Source organism: Alistipes communis (genome assembly GCF_006542665.1).
Taxonomy (GTDB): domain Bacteria; phylum Bacteroidota; class Bacteroidia; order Bacteroidales; family Rikenellaceae; genus Alistipes; species Alistipes communis.
In genome coordinates this window covers 2,270,881-2,287,167 of the sequence record NZ_AP019735.1, presented here as the reverse complement: position 1 = coordinate 2,287,167, position 16,287 = coordinate 2,270,881, and the positions used below count along the sequence as shown (strand labels likewise).

Genomic DNA, 16,287 nt, shown 5'->3' with positions numbered 1-16,287 from the left:
ATTTTATATATTTGCCCACGGTTTACCCATCCTGCAACAAGGCCGGCGGATACCGTTTCCGGCCGGAAAACCTCGTCGAAAGAGGCGATTCCCGAAGAGGCGCCCCTCCCATTCGACGCCTTCCGGAAAGGAACCCCGCCGGAAGTGCTGGATACAAAACGTGAAAACAAACCATTCATTTAACGATAAAGCGATGAATCAAGAGCATGTACAAGAGCTTCAAGACGTCGTCATCCGCTTCTCGGGCGATTCGGGCGACGGAATGCAGCTCACGGGGACGCTTTTCTCCGACACCTCGGCGCTCATGGGCAACGGCATCTCGACCTTTCCGGACTACCCCGCCGAGATTCGTGCGCCGCAGGGAACCGTGGCCGGAGTATCGGGCTTCCAGGTCCATTTCGGCGCACGGCGCGTCATCAACCCCGGCGACTACTGCGACGTACTGGTAGCGATGAATCCCGCGGCACTCAAAGCCAACCGCCGTTGGCTCAAAGCGGGAGCGACGGTCATCATCGACGGCGATTCGCTCACCGAAACCAATCTGCGCAAGGCCGGTTTCACGACCGACGATCCGATCGCGGAACTGGGACTCGACGGTCACAACCTCGTCGTGCCCGGCATCACGACCATGACCCGCGAGGCGCTCAAAGAGCTGGAACTGGACAACAAGTCGGTGGTCAAGTGCAAGAACATGTTCGCGCTGGGCATCTGTTTCTACCTCTTCCACCGTCCGGAGGACCACGCCAAGAAGTACCTCGACTCGAAATTCGCACGCAAAAACCCGCTCATCGCCGAGGCCAACAAACGGGCTATCGACGCGGGCTACAACTTCGCAGCCAATACCCACCAGTTCGCCAACACCTATGCCGTACCGGCCGCACCGCTCGAAAAGGGCACCTACCGCTCGATCAACGGCAACGTCGCCACGGCATGGGGACTGATGGCCGCCGCCGAAAAGGCGGGGCTACCGCTCTTCTGCGGCTCCTACCCCATCACGCCGGCCACGGTGATTCTCGAAGAGCTGGCCAAGCACAAGGAGCTGGGCGTGAAGACCGTGCAGGCCGAAGACGAGATCGCCGGCATCTGCACGGCCATCGGCGCCGCCTTCGCCGGCAATTTCGCCGTCACGACGACCTCCGGCCCGGGACTTTCGCTCAAAAGCGAAGCGCTCGGTCTGGCCGTCATGGCCGAACTGCCGCTAGTGGTGGTCGACGTCCAGCGTGGCGGCCCGTCGACGGGTCTGCCGACCAAGACCGAACAGAGCGACCTGATGCAGGCGCTCTACGGCCGCAACGGCGAGTGTCCCGTGGTGGTGCTCGCAGCCTCGACGCCCGGCGACTGCTTCCGTTTCGCTTTCGAAGCGGGCAAGATCGCCATGGAGCACATGACGCCCGTGATCCTGCTCACCGACGGATTCATCGCCAACGGTTCGCAGCCGTGGCGCATCCCGCAGATGAGCGACTACCCCGCCATCTGTCCGCCCGTGGTCGAACCGCACCCCGAGGGCGAGGCGTTCATGCCCTATGCCCGCGACGCCCGCCACGTCCGCGGCTGGGCCTTCCCGGGCAAGGCGGGCCTCGAACACCGCATCGGCGGCCTCGAAAAACACTGTCTGAAAGGGTGTATCTCCTACGAACCGGCCAACCATCAGGAGATGGTGCGCACCCGCGCTGCCAAGGTAGCGGCCGTGGCGGACGACCTGCCGCGTCAGGAGGTCATGGGCGCGGCCGAAGGCGACCTGCTGGTGATCGGCTGGGGCGGTACGCGCGGCAACGTGCAGAGCGCCGTGGAGCAGTTGCAGGAGGAGGGCAAGCGCATCTCGTTGTGCCACTTCAACTACATCCACCCGCTGCCGCACGGCGTGCGCGAGATCCTCGGCGGTTTCCGCCGCATCGTCGTCTGCGAGCTCAACGAAGGGCAGCTGGCCTCCTACCTGCGCCAGCAGTTCCAGGAATTCCGCTTCGGGCAGTATAACAAGTGCGAGGGCCTGCCCTTCACCGTCGTGGAACTGAAAGAGGAATTCAACCGGATTTTGAACGAGAAATAGATAACAAGCTCATGGCAACATACAACTACACACCCGCCGCAGAAGCCTCCCTTTTCAAAGGGAGGTTTGGAGGGTTTGTCGATATTCAAGCGAAGCGGTTTGAAATCGGCTCGATGCTGCCGACCGATAAACGTACAATCCGAAAATAACGATTATGGCAACATACAACTACACACCCGCCGATTTCAAATCGGATCAAGAGGTCAAATGGTGCCCCGGATGCGGCGACCACGCAGTGCTGAACGCCGTGCAACGCGCCATGCCCGAAATCGCCGATGCGCTCGACACGTCGCACAACCGGTTCGTCTTCATTTCGGGCATCGGCTGCTCGTCGCGCTTCATCTACTATATGAAGACCTTCGGGTTCCACACGATCCACGGCCGCGCCAATGCCGTGGCCACGGGCGTCAAGGTCGCCAATCCCGACCTGAGCGTCTGGGTCTGCACCGGCGACGGCGACTCGCTGGCCATCGGCGGCAACCACTTCATCCACGCCATCCGGCGCAACGTCGATCTCAACTGCATCCTCTTCAACAACGAGATTTACGGACTGACCAAAGGGCAGTACTCGCCCACGACCAAGCTGGGCAAGGTCACCAAGACCTCGCCCTACGGCACGATCGAAAAGCCGTTCAATCCCGGCGAACTGGCCATCGGCGCCAAGGCGACCTTCTTCGCCCGCACGGTGGACGCCGACGTCGAGCTGACCAAGTCGTGCCTGCTGGCCGCCGCACGCCATCAGGGGATGTCGGTGGTCGAATGTCTGGTCAACTGCGTGATCTTCAACAATAAGACACACGCCGATTTCGCCGGAGACAAAGCCACCCGCGCCGAACGCACGATCGTGCTGCGCCACGGCGAGAAGATGCTCTTCGGCACGAACCGCGACAAGGGCCTCGTGCGCGAGAACGGCAAGCTGAAAGCGGTGACCGTCGGCGAAGACGGATACACGATCGACGACGTTCTCACGCACGACGCACACGAGCGCGATACCTCGCTGCATCTGATGCTCGCGGCGATGAAATACCCCGACATGCCGGTGGCCGTCGGCGTGATCCGCGAGGTGGAGGACACGCACGTCTACGACCGCAAGGTGGCCGAACAGGTCGCCGAAGTCCGGAACTCCAACCCGATCCGCTGCATGGACGACCTGCTCCACGCGGGCGAGACGTGGGAGATCGGATAAACGCGCAATCACCGATGAAAAACGGGGGCGGCGGACGACGGATGTCCGCCGCCCCCGTTTTTCTGCGAACAGTTCCGGCCTGCGGCGCGCCTCCTGCCGAAGAGAAAGAATCCACAGACCCGTCCCAAAGAGCGGAAAAACCGGAAGTTACGATTTATAACCGGCCGTACCTGCCTCCTTCCGGCCACTCGTTCGACGACGGACGTACCGCTTCCGCCGCCGAAGAATATTCCGGCACGCCCGCTTCCGGCACGCTCGCCGGAGACAATTTTCGAGGCCGACCTCACAACGACTCCAATACTTGCTATAAATCAATAAAATAACACCCAATTCCAAATTAGTTCCGATTACGAGAAGATACCGCGGGAGGGATATTCTCCCACGGCATTCCACCCCGTCCGCCGCCGAAATGCTGTCGACGCACGACGTTCGTAGGCCGGATGGATTCGGTGCCGGAAAGAAAACAGACGGAATTTCGTCGCACCGAAACGGGATCGTATTATTATTCGAAACTTCACGGAAAATATTTTTGAAATTCTTGAATAATTTATATATTTGCAAATGAATGAATGGATTACGAAACTACATATAGTTTCATTTCGTGCCTAAGCAGGATGATATTTTATAAATTTAGCATCTGTTTCACCCGTTTAAGTTACGAATCGTAATCAAAATCCGCCGAACCGGCCATTTCGCACGCCGGCGACGAAAGATCGGGCGACAAGGTTCACCCTTTCGGAAATACATGACATCCGGCCGGGGCCGGCTGCGGAGATTCCGGCAGGCTTCGGCTCCTTCGCAGCGGAAAGAGCGGACTCCGACAACGGAAGGCCCAGCGGATACGGGCGGACACACGGCTTTTTGCAGGAAAACACGGATTCGGAGCGATCGAACGATCGCCCGACATCAGAAGACCGACAGAATATGAGTGAGAGATTGTACATTTTCGACACCACGCTCCGCGACGGCGAGCAGGTTCCCGGCTGCCAGTTGAACACGATCGAAAAGATCGAGGTCGCCAAGTTGCTGGAAAGCCTCGGCGTGGACATCATCGAGGCGGGATTCCCGATCTCCAGCCCCGGAGACTTCAACTCCGTGCTCGAAATTTCGAAGGCCGTCTCCGAGCCGACGATCTGCGCGCTCACGCGCGCCGTACGCAAGGATATCGACGTAGCGGCCGACGCCCTGCGGCTGGCCAGGCACAAGCGGATCCACACCGGTATCGGCGTCTCGCCCCAGCACATCTACGACAAACTGCGTTCGACGCCCGAAAAGATACTCGAAACGGCTGTCGACGCGGTGAAATACGCCAAACGCTACGTCGAAGACGTGGAGTTCTACGCCGAAGACGCCGGCCGGGCCGAACCCAAATACCTCGCCCGCGTGGTCGAAGCGGCCATTGCGGCCGGCGCCACGGTGGTCAACATCCCCGACACGACGGGCTACTGCCTGCCGCAGGAGTACGGAGCGAAGATCCGCTATCTGGTCGAACACGTCGCCAACATCGACCGTGCAATCATCTCCACCCACTGCCACAACGATCTGGGCATGGCGACGGCCAACACGCTAAGCGCCGTTCTCAACGGCGCCCGGCAGGCCGAGGTGACGATCAACGGCATCGGCGAACGGGCGGGCAACACCTCGCTCGAAGAGGTGGTGATGACGCTGCGCTGCCACCGCGAACTCGACATCGACACGCGCATCAACTCGCAGCTCATCACCAAGGCCTCGCATCTGGTGTCGAGCCTGATGAACATGCCCGTGCAGCCCAACAAGGCGATCGTCGGACGCAACGCCTTCGCCCACTCGTCGGGAATCCACCAGGACGGCGTGCTCAAACACCGGCAGACCTACGAGATCATCGACCCGCAGGACATCGGGCTCAACGAATCGGTCATCGCCCTGACGGCCCGCAGCGGCCGCGCGGCACTGGTGCACCGGCTCGAACTGCTGGGTTACGACCTCACGCCGGAAGAACTGAACGCCACCTACGACAAGTTCCTTGTGCTGGCCGACCGGAAAAAGGAGATCCACGACTACGACCTGCTCTACCTGGTAGGCGACATCGACCGCATCCGCAAACAGTCGATCGCGCTCAAATTCCTGCAAGTGACCACCGGAACCCTCGTTCCGACGGCCACCGTCGTACTGAAATTCGGCGACCACGAACGCATGTCGATCGCCACGGGAAACGGACCGGTCGACGCGGCCGTCTCGGCCATCAAGAAGCTCGTCAACGAGCGGGTCACCCTCTCGGAGTTCCTGATGCAGGCCGTCACGCGCGGCTCGGACGATGTGGGACGCGTCCACGTACAGGTCGAATGCGGCGAACGCACCGTGCACGGCTTCGCAGCCCACACCGATACGACACGCGCGTCGGTCGAGGCATTCCTCGACGCGCTGCGCGTGCTGAACGTCACCGAACGCAAAGAGAAGGAGGAGTAGCATGGGACGGACGCTTCTGGACAAAATCTGGGATGCGCACACGGTGCGCACCGAGGAGGGCGGCCGCACGGTGCTCTACATCGACCGGCAGTACATCCACGAGGTAACCTCGCCCGTGGCCTTCGCCGGACTCGCGCGGCGCGGCGTCGGCGTGGTACATCCCGACCGCATCACCGCCACGGTCGACCACAACATTCCCACCGTGGACCAGCACCTCCCCATCGCCGAGCCTCAGTCGCGGCATCAGGTCGAGACGCTGCGCGCCAACTGCGCCCGCTACGGCATCGAGCACTTCGGCATGGGCGATCCGCGGCAGGGGATCGTACACATCATCGGCCCCGAACTGGGGCTCACGCAGCCGGGCATGACGATCGTCTGCGGCGACAGCCACACCTCCACGCACGGCGCGCTGGGGGCCGTCGCCTTCGGCGTGGGAACCTCCGAAGTCGAAATGGTACTGGCCAGCCAGTGCATCCTGCAAGGCAAGCCGCGCGCGATGCGCATCACCGTCGACGGCACGCTGCCCTCGGGCACGGAGGCCAAGGACATCATTCTCCACATCATCGCGCGCATCACCGCTTCGGGCGGAACCGACCATTTCATCGAATTCGCCGGCGAGGCGATCCGCTCGCTCTCGATGGAGGGACGCATGACGGTATGCAACATGAGTATCGAGTGCGGCGCCCGCGGCGGCATGATCGCCCCCGACCAGACGACCTTCGACTACCTGCGCGGACGCGAACGCGCGCCGCAGGGCGAGGCGTTCGACGCCGCCGTAGCGCGGTGGCGGGAACTTTACAGCGACGCCGACGCACGTTTCGACCGCGAATACCGGTTCGACGCCGCCGAGATCGCGCCGATGATTACCTTCGGGACGAATCCCGGCATGGGAATGGCCGTCGATGCGGCGATTCCCGCCGACGCCGATCCCAAAGCGCTGGAATATATGGGATTCGATGCCGGCGAACGGCTGCTGGGCAAACCCGTCGACTACGTTTTCGTCGGCAGTTGCACCAACGGCCGCATCGAAGACCTGCGGCGTTTCGCCCGTCTGGTCGAGGGACGGCGCAAAGCTCCGGAAGTGACGGCATGGATCGTCCCCGGCTCGAAGGCCGTGGAGGCCGCCGCGAAGGCCGAAGGACTGGATCGGATTCTCGCCGCCGCAGGATTCGAACTGCGCCAGCCGGGCTGCTCGGCCTGTCTGGCGATGAATGCCGACAAGATTCCCGCCGGCAAGTACTGCGTCTCGACCTCCAACCGCAATTTCGAAGGGCGTCAGGGGCCGGGAGCACGCACGCTGCTGTCGGGCGTTGCCGTAGCGGCGGCCGCCGCTGTCAGCGGCCGGATCGCAGACCCGCGGGAGCTGTTCGGATTCCCGCCGAACGATTGAAAACGAACGTTGCAAACGAACCTTTTCGATAAGCCGAGTGCAGAGCCGAACGAAGTTCGGACTATGCCGAGGCGAGAAAAGGACTGCTGAAAAACAAACGCGTAATACAATGGCTATTCCCAAATTCACGACCTTCACTTCGGGGGCGGTGCCCGTCGAGGCGGAGAACATCGACACCGATCAGATCATTCCGGCGCGCTTCCTGAAAGCGACCGAACGCAAGGGATTCGGCGACAATCTTTTCCGCGACTGGCGCTACGACGCCGAGGGGCGTCCGATCGCCGCATTCCCGCTCAACGACCCGCGTTACGAGGGGCGGATTCTCGTCGCGGGCCGCAACTTCGGCTGCGGCAGCTCGCGCGAACATGCCGCCTGGGCGCTGGCCGACTACGGCTTCCGCGTGGTGGTGTCGAGTTTCTTCGCCGACATCTTCCGCAACAACGCCCTCAACAACGGCCTGCTGCCGCTGCGCGTGAGCGACGACTTTCTCGCCGCGATCTTCGACGACCTGCGCCGCGATCCGGCATCCCGCTTCACGGTCGATCTGGAAGCGCAGACGCTGACCGCCCTCTCCGACGGCCGCAGCGAGCGGTTCGAGATCGACGCCTATAAAAAGAAATGCCTGCTCAACGGCTACGACGACGTGGACTACCTGCTGAGCATCGCCGACCGGATCGAGGCGTTCGAAGCCTCCCGACGATAACATCCTCACGAGACCAAACAACCTGCAACGACTATGGATATCAACATCGCTCTTTTGCCCGGCGACGGCATCGGCCCGGAGATCATCGCCGAAGCCACGAAAGTACTCGACCGCACGGCGGCGAAATTCGGCCACCGCATCCGCTACACCGAGGCGCTGGTAGGCGCCGCGGCGATCGACGCCACCGGCAATCCCTACCCCGACACGACCCACTGCATCTGCCGCGAGGCCGACGCCGTGCTGTTCGGCGCCATCGGAGATCCCAAATACGACAACAACCCCAAAGCGAAGGTTCGTCCCGAACAGGGGTTGCTGCGTATGCGCAAGGCCCTGGGGCTCTTCGCCAACCTGCGTCCGGTGACGGTCTACGAACCGTTGGTCGACCGTTCGCCGCTCAAAGCCGACGTGGTGCGCGGCACGGATTTCATCTGCGTGCGCGAGCTGACGAGCGGCATCTATTTCGGACGGCAGGGACGCGACCGGCACGACACGCGCGCCTACGACACCTGCACCTACACGATCGACGAGATCGAACAGGTGCTTCGCGTCGCCTTCCGGCTGGCCGGGACACGGCGGCGGCACCTCACGGTAGTCGACAAGGCCAACGTGTTGGAGACGTCGCGCATGTGGCGCGAAACGGCCCAGCGCACCGCCTGCGAATATCCCGACGTGACGGTCGATTTCATGTTCGTGGACAACGCCGCGATGCAGATCATCCGCCGGCCGACCGATTTCGACGTGATCGTGACCGAGAACATGTTCGGCGACATCCTGACCGACGAAGCCAGCGTCATCAGCGGTTCGCTGGGAATGCTCTCGTCGGCGAGCATCGGCGCGAAGTGCGCCCTGTTCGAACCCGTCCACGGATCGTATCCGCAGGCGGCGGGCAAGGACATCGCCAACCCGATGGCCGCCGTCCTCTCGGCCGCCCTGCTGCTGGAACACCTGGGCCTCGGAGCCGAAGGCAGGGCCGTGCGCAAGGCGATCGACCGCACCCTCGCCGCGGGTGTCGTCACCGAGGACCTCACCGCCCCGGGCCAGCGCAGCTACCGCACGTCGGCAGTCGGGGATTTCATCGCCGCGCAGATATGAGCGCCCTTCCGGCAGCGACCGGACGACGGATCGTAATCCCAGAATCGGACCCGGCGGAGTTCCCGTGCGGCACGATCGGCCGAAAAAGGGTTTAGCCGGTTCCGTACGCCGGTTACGGATTGTAACCAAACGAGCGGAATCGGAATAAAATAAAAACCTCCGTCGAAAACTTTCCGATTGATTGTTATGTTATTATATTTTTTTACGAATTAGCTTGGTAATGTAATTTTATATTCCTACTTTTGCTTCGTAACCAGCAACCGGATACGGTACATGCACACGTTGAACCATACATATATCCACGTCATTAATTTGCTGCTCGTCGTCACGGAATCATGACGGGAGAAGGGTGGTTTATATGTATATGAATAGACGAAGCCTTTCTCCCCCGAGAGAAGGGCTTCGCCGTTTAAAAGGGAAACACGAAAAAAAGGAGCCGTTTTCGTCAAGCCGAATGAGCGGAGCCGCACTTGCGGAAACCGCGCCGCGGCGGGAAAACGACTGTTGAAAACGAACGGACAACCATGAAACATCCACTCAGAAGCGCCGTGACGACGACCGGTCGTCGGATGGCCGGAGCCCGAAGCCTCTGGCGCGCCAACGGCATGCGCGAGGAACAGTTCGGCCGGCCGATCATCGGCATCGCCAATTCGTTCACGCAATTGGTCCCGGGCCACGTGCACCTGCACGAGATCGGCCAGCAGGTCAAACAGCGCATCGAAGCGTGCGGCTGTTTCGCTGCCGAGTTCGACACCATCGCCGTCGACGACGGAATCGCCATGGGACACGACGGGATGCTCTACTCGCTCCCCTCGCGCGAAATCATCGCCGACAGCGTCGAATACATGGCCAACGCCCATTGCATCGACGCACTGGTGTGCATCAGCAATTGCGACAAGATCACGCCCGGGATGCTGATGGCCGCCATGCGGCTCAACATCCCGACGGTCTTCGTTTCGGGCGGGCCGATGGAAGCGGGCCGTTTCGGCGACCGCGACGTCGACCTGATCGACGCGATGGTGATGGGCGCCGACGACCGTTGCAGCGACGAGGAGGCGGCACGCATCGAACGCTGCGCCTGCCCGGGCTGCGGGTCGTGTTCGGGGATGTTCACCGCCAACTCGATGAACTGCCTCACCGAAGCGCTGGGACTCTCGCTGCCGGGCAACGGCACGATCGTCGCCACGCACGTCGCGCGCCGCCGGCTGTTCGAAGAGGCCGCCGCGCTCATCGTCCGCAACGCCGAACGCTACTACTTCGAAGGCGACGACTCGCTGCTGCCGCGCTCGATCGCCACGAAGGCGGCCTTCGAGAACGCCATGTCGCTCGATATCGCCATGGGCGGCTCGACCAACACCGTGCTGCACCTGCTGGCCGTGGCCCACGAGGCGGGCGTGGACTTCACGATGCACGACATCGACCGCCTCTCGCGCAAGGTACCCGTGCTGTGCAAGGTCGCACCCAACTCGCACTACCATATCCAGGATGTCAACCGCGCCGGAGGCATCCTCTCGATCCTGGGAGAACTCGACCGCGCGAAACTCGTCGACACCTCCGTGCGGCGGATCGACGGCCGCACGCTGGGCGAGGCGATCGCCGCCTGCGACCTGCGCAGCGCGACGGTGGGCGACGACGCCCTCGGCCGCTGGCGAAGCGCCCCCGCCGGCAAGGGCGACCGGCAGCTGGGCGTACAGGACACCCGCTACGAAACGCTCGACACCGACCGCGCGGCGGGCTGCATCCGCGACACGGAGCACGCCTATTTCCGCGACGGAGGGCTGGCCGTGCTGACGGGCAACATCGCCCGCTGCGGCTGCGTCGTCAAGACCGCCGGCGTCGACGAAAAACTGCTGCTCTTCCGCGGGCCGGCCCGCGTCTACGAATCGCAGGAGCAGGCCATGGAGGGGATTCTCGGCGACGAGGTACGGCCGGGCGAGGTAGTCGTCATCCGCTACGAAGGGCCCAAAGGCGGCCCCGGAATGCAGGAGATGCTCTACCCCACCTCCTACCTCAAATCGAAACGGCTCGACAAGGTATGCGCGCTCGTGACCGACGGACGTTTCTCGGGCGGCACGTCGGGGCTTTCGATCGGGCACGTATCGCCCGAAGCCGCCGCAGGCGGCGAGATCGCCATCGTGCGCACGGGCGATCCGATCGAGATCGACATTCCCAACCGTTCGATCCGGCTGCTGGTCGACGAACGGGAGATCGCCGCGCGCAAGGCCGCCGTGAAACGGTATGCGCCGGCCGCACGCGAACGCCGCGTCCCGACCTCGCTGCGCGCCTACGCCCTGCTGGTCAGCTCGGCAGACAAGGGCGCCGTGCGCCTGATCGATACACCCGACAACGCATAAAACCGATTGGATATGAATACGACCGAACCCTTCCGACCCGAAGAACGGCAAACGGCCGAAGCGCCGCTGCTCACCGGATCGCAAGCCCTGATCGAATCGTTTCTGCGCGAAGGCGTCGAGACCCTCTTCGGCTATCCCGGCGGCGCGATCATCCCCGTCTACGACGCGCTCTACGACTATCGCGACCGGCTGCGCCACATCCTCGTGCGCCACGAGCAGGGCGCCGTCCACGCCGCGCAGGGCTATGCCCGCGTAAGCGGCCGCGTGGGCGTCTGCCTGGTCACCTCCGGCCCGGGTGCGACGAACACCGTGACCGGACTGGCCGACGCGCTGATGGACTCCACGCCGCTGGTACTCGTCACCGGACAGGTAGGTTCGACACTGCTGGGAACCGACGCCTTTCAGGAGACCAACTTCGTCGGGATCACACAGGCCGTCACGAAATGGAACTGCCAGGTCAAATACCCCGAAGAGATTCCGGCGGCCATCGCCAAAGCCTTCTACATCGCCCGTTCGGGGCGCCCGGGCCCCGTCGTGGTCGACATCACCAAGGACGCCCAATGCGCGACGGCGCCCTTCCGCTACGAACGGATCACCTCGATCCGCAGCTACGCACCCTCCCTTACGCCCGACGCAAGACGCATCGAGGAAGCGGCGCGGCTCATCGACGAAGCCCGGCGGCCGCTGGCGATGATCGGCCAGGGAGCGATCCTGGGCAACGCCGAAGCCGAACTGCGGGCCTTTCTCGATCGCAGCGGCATGCCGGCCGCCTCGACGCTGCTGGGCCTCTCGGCGCTGCCGAGCGACGACCCCCGCAACGTGGGAATGCTGGGGATGCACGGCAACTACGGCCCCAACATCAAAAACAAGGAGTGCGACCTGCTCGTCGCCGTCGGAATGCGTTTCGACGACCGCGTAACGGGCGACCCCGCCGCCTTCGGCCCCAACGCCCGGATCATCCATTTGGAGATCGACCCCTCCGAAATCGACAAAATCGTCCATGCCGACGTGCCCCTCGTGGGCGACGTCAAGCGCACGCTCCCGCTGCTGACCGAACGCATCCGCCCGCGCGACCACAGCGCATGGATCGAGGAGTTCCGCGCCTGCGACCGCATCGAGTACGAGCGTGTGGTGCGGCGGGCGATCCGTCCCGACGGAGGGCGCATCCGCATGGGCGAGGCGGTCGACGCCGTGGCACGCGCCTACGACCGCGACGCGGTGATGGTCACCGACGTGGGGCAGCAGCAGATGTTCGCCGCCCGCTACTTCGGGTTCCGCCGCAGCCGCAGCGTCGTCACGTCGGGCGGTCTGGGAACCATGGGGTTCGGCCTCCCGGCCGCCATCGGCGCCAAGCTGGGCGCTCCCGACCGCGAGGTCGTCCTCTTCGCGGGCGACGGCGGGCTGCAAATGACCATTCAGGAGCTGGCGACGATTTTCCAGTCGCACGTCTGCGTGAAGATCGTCCTGCTCAACAACTCCTTCCTGGGCATGGTGCGCCAGTGGCAGGAACTTTTCTACGACCGCCGCTACTCGTCGACCGAGATGGTCAACCCCGATTTCGGGTTGATCGCCCGCGCCAACGGAATCGAATACCGCTGCGTCGAGCGGCGCGGGGAGCTGCCGCAGGCCGTCGCCGCCATGAAGGCCCATGCGGGCGCCTATCTGCTCGAAGTGCGGGTCGAAAACGAGGAAAACGTCTTCCCGATGGTTCCGGCCGGCGCTCCGGTCGCGGACATCCGGCTCGAATAACAACGACAGTATGGAACAGGAATACATCATCACCGTCTTTTCGGAGAACAAGGTGGGTCTGTTGAGCCAGATCACCACGGTCTTCACCTGCCGCAACGTCAATATCGAGAGTCTGACCACCTCCGAATCGGCGCTCGCGGGCATCCACAAATTCACGATCGTCGTGCGCACCGATCCCGAAAAGATCGAAAAGCTCGCGCGACAGGTCGAAAAGCGCATCGACGTGCTCAAAGTCTTCGTCTTCACCTCCGACGAAGTGGTGCAGCAGGAGATCGCCCTCTACAAGGTGACGCGCAGCCGCAACGTCGAACAGCTCGTCCGCCGGCACAACGTGCGCATCCTCGAAATCGACGACGACTACATCGTCGTCGAAAAGACCGGCTACAAGAGCGAAACGCGCGAACTGTTCGAACTGCTGCAACCCTACGGCGTACAGCAGTTCGTGCGCAGCGGCACGGTGGCGATCGTCAAATCGCGGCGCGAACTGCTCAACGAATATCTCGAAGAACTCGCACGAAACGACAGAAAACTTTCATAAAAAACAGTTACGACTATGGCACAGATCAATTTCGGCGGTGTAAACGAAACCGTCGTCACCCGCGAAGAGTTTCCATTGGAGAAGGCACGCAAAGTCCTCGAAAACGAGACGATCGCCGTCATCGGCTACGGCGTACAGGGCCCCGGACAGTCGCTCAACCTGCGCGACAACGGCTTCAACGTCATCGTAGGCCAGCGCGAGGGCACCCGCAGTTGGGAACGGGCCGTCGCCGACGGCTGGGTACCGGGGCAGACGCTCTTCGGCATCGAGGAGGCGGCCGAGCGCGGCACGATCATCCAGTACCTGCTCTCCGATGCAGGCCAGATCGCCGTGTGGCCCGCGCTCCGCAAACACCTCACGGCCGGCAAGGCACTCTACTTCTCGCACGGGTTCGGCATCACCTACAAGGAGCGCACGGGCATCGTCCCGCCGGCCGACGTGGACGTGATCCTGATCGCCCCCAAGGGATCGGGCACCTCGCTGCGGCGGATGTTCCTCGAAGGACGCGGTCTCAATTCGAGTTTCGCCGTCTTCCAGGATGCGACGGGACACGCCTTCGAGCGCGTGGTGGCCCTCGGCATCGGCGTCGGTTCGGGTTATCTCTTCGAGACCGACTTCAAACGCGAGGTCTATTCCGACCTGACGGGCGAGCGCGGCACGCTCATGGGCGCCATCCAGGGCATCTTCGCCGCCCAGTACGAGACGCTGCGCGCACACGGCCACACCCCCTCGGAGGCCTTCAACGAGACGGTCGAGGAGCTCACGCAGTCGCTCATGCCGCTCGTGGCCGAAAACGGGATGGACTGGATGTACGCCAACTGCTCGACCACGGCGCAGCGCGGCGCGCTCGACTGGTGGAAACGCTTCCGAGACGCTGCGAAACCCGTCTTCGAACAGCTCTACGAAGAGGTGGCCACCGGTCGCGAGGCACAGCGGTCGATCGACCTGAACAGCAAGCCCGACTACCGCCAGAAGCTCGAAGAGGAGTTGCGCGAACTGCGTGAAAGCGAAATGTGGCAGGCCGGCGCCGTCGTGCGCAAGCTGCGCCCCGAAAACAACTAAAACCTACTGTTATGTGCGGCTTTGTCGGAGTGTTCGAAATCGGACGAAACGGTGAGAACCTGCGTGCGCAGGTGCTGCGGATGTCGGGAAAAATCCGGCATCGGGGGCCCGATTGGTCGGGCATCTACTGCGGCCCGTGCGCCGTGCTCTCTCACGAACGCCTCTCGATCGTCGACCCGCAGTCGGGCGGGCAACCCCTTTACAGCCCCGACGGCAGGCTGGTGCTGGCCGTCAACGGCGAGATCTACAACCACCGCGAACTGCGGCGCGAGCTGGCCGGCGAGTACGACTTCCGCACCGGTTCGGACTGCGAGGTGATCCTCCCGCTCTACCGCAAATACGGCGCGGGGCTGCTCGACCGGCTCAACGGCATCTTCGCCTTCGCGCTCTACGACATCGAGCGCGACGAGTATCTCATCGCCCGCGACCCCGTCGGCGTCATTCCGCTCTACATCGGCTGGGATGCCGACGAACGGTGCTACGTCGCATCGGAGTTGAAGGCGCTCGAAGGGGTGTGCAACGTCATCCGCCCCTTCGAGCCGGGGCACTACCGGTGGAGCCGCGAGGGGAAGACGACGCGCTGGTACACGCGCGACTGGTTCGACTACGAAGCCGTCGAGCAGGGCGACGCCGACCCTGCCGCGCTGCACTCGGCGCTCGAAGCGGCCGTCCGACGACAGCTGATGTCCGACGTTCCCTACGGCGTACTGCTGTCGGGCGGACTCGATTCGTCGATCATCTCGGCCGTAGCCAAACGCTTCGCCGACCGCCGCATCGAGACCGAAGGACGCGACGGTGCGTGGTGGCCCTGCCTCCACTCGTTCGCCGTCGGCCTGAAAGGCGCTCCCGACCTCCGTGCCGCACGCAAGGTCGCCGACCACATCGGTACGGTGCACCACGAAATCCACTACACCGTCCAGGAGGGGCTCGACGCCCTGCGCGACGTGATCTACCACATCGAAACCTACGACGTGACGACCGTGCGCGCCTCGACGCCGATGTACCTGCTGGCGCGCGTCATCAAGTCGATGGGCGTCAAGATGGTGCTGTCGGGCGAGGGTGCCGACGAGATTTTCGGCGGCTACCTCTATTTCCACAAGGCCCCCGACGCCCGCGCCTTCCACGAAGAGACGGTGCGCAAGATCGGCCGCCTGCATCAGTACGACTGCCTGCGCGCCAACAAGTCGCTCGCGGCGTGGGGGATCGAAGGCCGCGTGCCGTTCCTCGACACGGAGTTCCTGGACACGGCCATGCGCATCGCCCCTGAAGCCAAACGCCCCCGCGACGGACGCATCGAAAAGTGGATTCTGCGCAAGGCGTTCGAAGACCTCCTGCCGCCGGAGATCGTCTGGCGGCAGAAGGAGCAGTTCTCCGACGGCGTGGGCTACGGCTGGATCGACTCGCTCAAAGCATTCACGGAGGCCGCGGTCTCCGACCGCGAAATGGCGCAGGCGGCCGACCGCTTTCCGGTCAACCCGCCGCGCAACAAGGAGGAGTACTACTACCGCACGATCTTCGAGGAGTGTTTCCCCTCGCAGACGGCCGCGCAGTGCGTGCCGTCGGTGCCGTCGGTGGCGTGCAGCACGGCCGAGGCGCTGGCGTGGGACGAATCGTTCCGCAATCTCGACGATCCGTCGGGACGCGCCGTGCAGGGTGTCCACCGCACCGCCCGGGACGAATGACGACGGGACGGACGGAAAACTCCGAGTATTTACGACTGC

At 63.3% G+C, this 16,287-nt stretch carries 13 protein-coding genes; all 13 read left to right on the top strand.

What is annotated here, in order from left to right:
• Positions 1-193 precede the first annotated feature (193 nt).
• The 13 genes from FMF02_RS09275 (at position 194) to asnB (ending at position 16,248) form a co-directional block, all read left to right on the top strand.
• A complete protein-coding gene (locus tag FMF02_RS09275; RefSeq protein WP_019130038.1) occupies positions 194-2,047 on the top strand; it encodes a 2-oxoacid:acceptor oxidoreductase subunit alpha in 1,854 nt (617 codons plus the stop codon).
• An 11-nt stretch (positions 2,048-2,058) separates the two neighbouring features.
• Positions 2,059-2,196, top strand: coding sequence for a hypothetical protein (locus tag FMF02_RS13670; protein ID WP_162502164.1), 138 nt, complete (start codon positions 2,059-2,061; stop codon positions 2,194-2,196).
• 5 nt (positions 2,197-2,201) lie between these two features.
• Positions 2,202-3,233: a 2-oxoacid:ferredoxin oxidoreductase subunit beta gene (locus FMF02_RS09270; protein WP_141412938.1), complete on the top strand. Its 1,032-nt coding sequence runs from the start codon at positions 2,202-2,204 to the stop codon at positions 3,231-3,233.
• 14 nt (positions 3,234-3,247) lie between these two features.
• The gene (locus tag FMF02_RS09265; protein ID WP_141412937.1) at positions 3,248-3,556 is read left to right on the top strand and encodes a hypothetical protein; all 309 of its coding nucleotides are present in this window, start codon (positions 3,248-3,250) and stop codon (positions 3,554-3,556) included.
• Between the two features lie 601 nt (positions 3,557-4,157).
• Positions 4,158-5,678, top strand: a complete 1,521-nt coding sequence (locus FMF02_RS09260; RefSeq protein WP_141412936.1) for a 2-isopropylmalate synthase — start codon at positions 4,158-4,160, stop codon at positions 5,676-5,678.
• A 1-nt stretch (position 5,679) separates the two neighbouring features.
• Positions 5,680-7,068, top strand: a complete 1,389-nt coding sequence (gene leuC / locus FMF02_RS09255) for a 3-isopropylmalate dehydratase large subunit (RefSeq protein ID WP_141412935.1) — start codon at positions 5,680-5,682, stop codon at positions 7,066-7,068.
• Positions 7,069-7,177: 109 nt separating this feature from the next.
• Positions 7,178-7,771 (top strand): 3-isopropylmalate dehydratase small subunit, encoded by a 594-nt coding sequence (leuD, locus tag FMF02_RS09250; RefSeq protein ID WP_019130043.1) that lies wholly within the window; start codon positions 7,178-7,180, stop codon positions 7,769-7,771.
• 33 nt (positions 7,772-7,804) lie between these two features.
• Positions 7,805-8,863 carry a 3-isopropylmalate dehydrogenase gene (leuB, locus tag FMF02_RS09245; RefSeq protein WP_019130044.1) on the top strand — a complete coding sequence of 353 codons (1,059 nt, stop codon included), beginning with the start codon at positions 7,805-7,807 and terminating at the stop codon, positions 8,861-8,863.
• Positions 8,864-9,387: 524 nt separating this feature from the next.
• Positions 9,388-11,217, top strand: coding sequence for a dihydroxy-acid dehydratase (ilvD, locus tag FMF02_RS09240; RefSeq protein WP_026074823.1), 1,830 nt, complete (start codon positions 9,388-9,390; stop codon positions 11,215-11,217).
• Between the two features lie 12 nt (positions 11,218-11,229).
• On the top strand, positions 11,230-12,966 hold the full coding sequence (gene ilvB, locus FMF02_RS09235; RefSeq protein WP_141412934.1) for a biosynthetic-type acetolactate synthase large subunit: 1,737 nt from the start codon (positions 11,230-11,232) through the stop codon (positions 12,964-12,966).
• A 10-nt stretch (positions 12,967-12,976) separates the two neighbouring features.
• Entirely contained in the window at positions 12,977-13,504 is a 528-nt protein-coding gene (ilvN, locus tag FMF02_RS09230; RefSeq protein WP_019130047.1) for an acetolactate synthase small subunit, read from the top strand.
• Between the two features lie 15 nt (positions 13,505-13,519).
• Positions 13,520-14,566, top strand: a complete 1,047-nt coding sequence (gene ilvC, locus FMF02_RS09225) for a ketol-acid reductoisomerase (RefSeq protein ID WP_141412933.1) — start codon at positions 13,520-13,522, stop codon at positions 14,564-14,566.
• A gap of 11 nt (positions 14,567-14,577) precedes the next feature.
• On the top strand, positions 14,578-16,248 hold the full coding sequence (gene asnB, locus FMF02_RS09220; RefSeq protein ID WP_141412932.1) for an asparagine synthase B: 1,671 nt from the start codon (positions 14,578-14,580) through the stop codon (positions 16,246-16,248).
• Positions 16,249-16,287 lie beyond the last annotated feature (39 nt).

Excerpts from the sequence above, each read along its gene's own strand:
- FMF02_RS09275 (WP_019130038.1), top strand. The coding sequence starts at position 194 with ATGAATCAAGAGCATGTACAAGAGCTTCAAGACGTCGTCATCCGCTTC.
- FMF02_RS13670 (WP_162502164.1), top strand. The coding sequence starts at position 2,059 with ATGGCAACATACAACTACACACCCGCCGCAGAAGCCTCCCTTTTCAAA.
- FMF02_RS09270 (WP_141412938.1), top strand. The coding sequence starts at position 2,202 with ATGGCAACATACAACTACACACCCGCCGATTTCAAATCGGATCAAGAG.
- FMF02_RS09265 (WP_141412937.1), top strand. The coding sequence starts at position 3,248 with ATGAAAAACGGGGGCGGCGGACGACGGATGTCCGCCGCCCCCGTTTTT.
- FMF02_RS09260 (WP_141412936.1), top strand. The coding sequence starts at position 4,158 with ATGAGTGAGAGATTGTACATTTTCGACACCACGCTCCGCGACGGCGAG.
- leuC (WP_141412935.1), top strand. The coding sequence starts at position 5,680 with ATGGGACGGACGCTTCTGGACAAAATCTGGGATGCGCACACGGTGCGC.
- leuD (WP_019130043.1), top strand. The coding sequence starts at position 7,178 with ATGGCTATTCCCAAATTCACGACCTTCACTTCGGGGGCGGTGCCCGTC.
- leuB (WP_019130044.1), top strand. The coding sequence starts at position 7,805 with ATGGATATCAACATCGCTCTTTTGCCCGGCGACGGCATCGGCCCGGAG.
- ilvD (WP_026074823.1), top strand. The coding sequence starts at position 9,388 with ATGAAACATCCACTCAGAAGCGCCGTGACGACGACCGGTCGTCGGATG.
- ilvB (WP_141412934.1), top strand. The coding sequence starts at position 11,230 with ATGAATACGACCGAACCCTTCCGACCCGAAGAACGGCAAACGGCCGAA.
- ilvN (WP_019130047.1), top strand. The coding sequence starts at position 12,977 with ATGGAACAGGAATACATCATCACCGTCTTTTCGGAGAACAAGGTGGGT.
- ilvC (WP_141412933.1), top strand. The coding sequence starts at position 13,520 with ATGGCACAGATCAATTTCGGCGGTGTAAACGAAACCGTCGTCACCCGC.
- asnB (WP_141412932.1), top strand. The coding sequence starts at position 14,578 with ATGTGCGGCTTTGTCGGAGTGTTCGAAATCGGACGAAACGGTGAGAAC.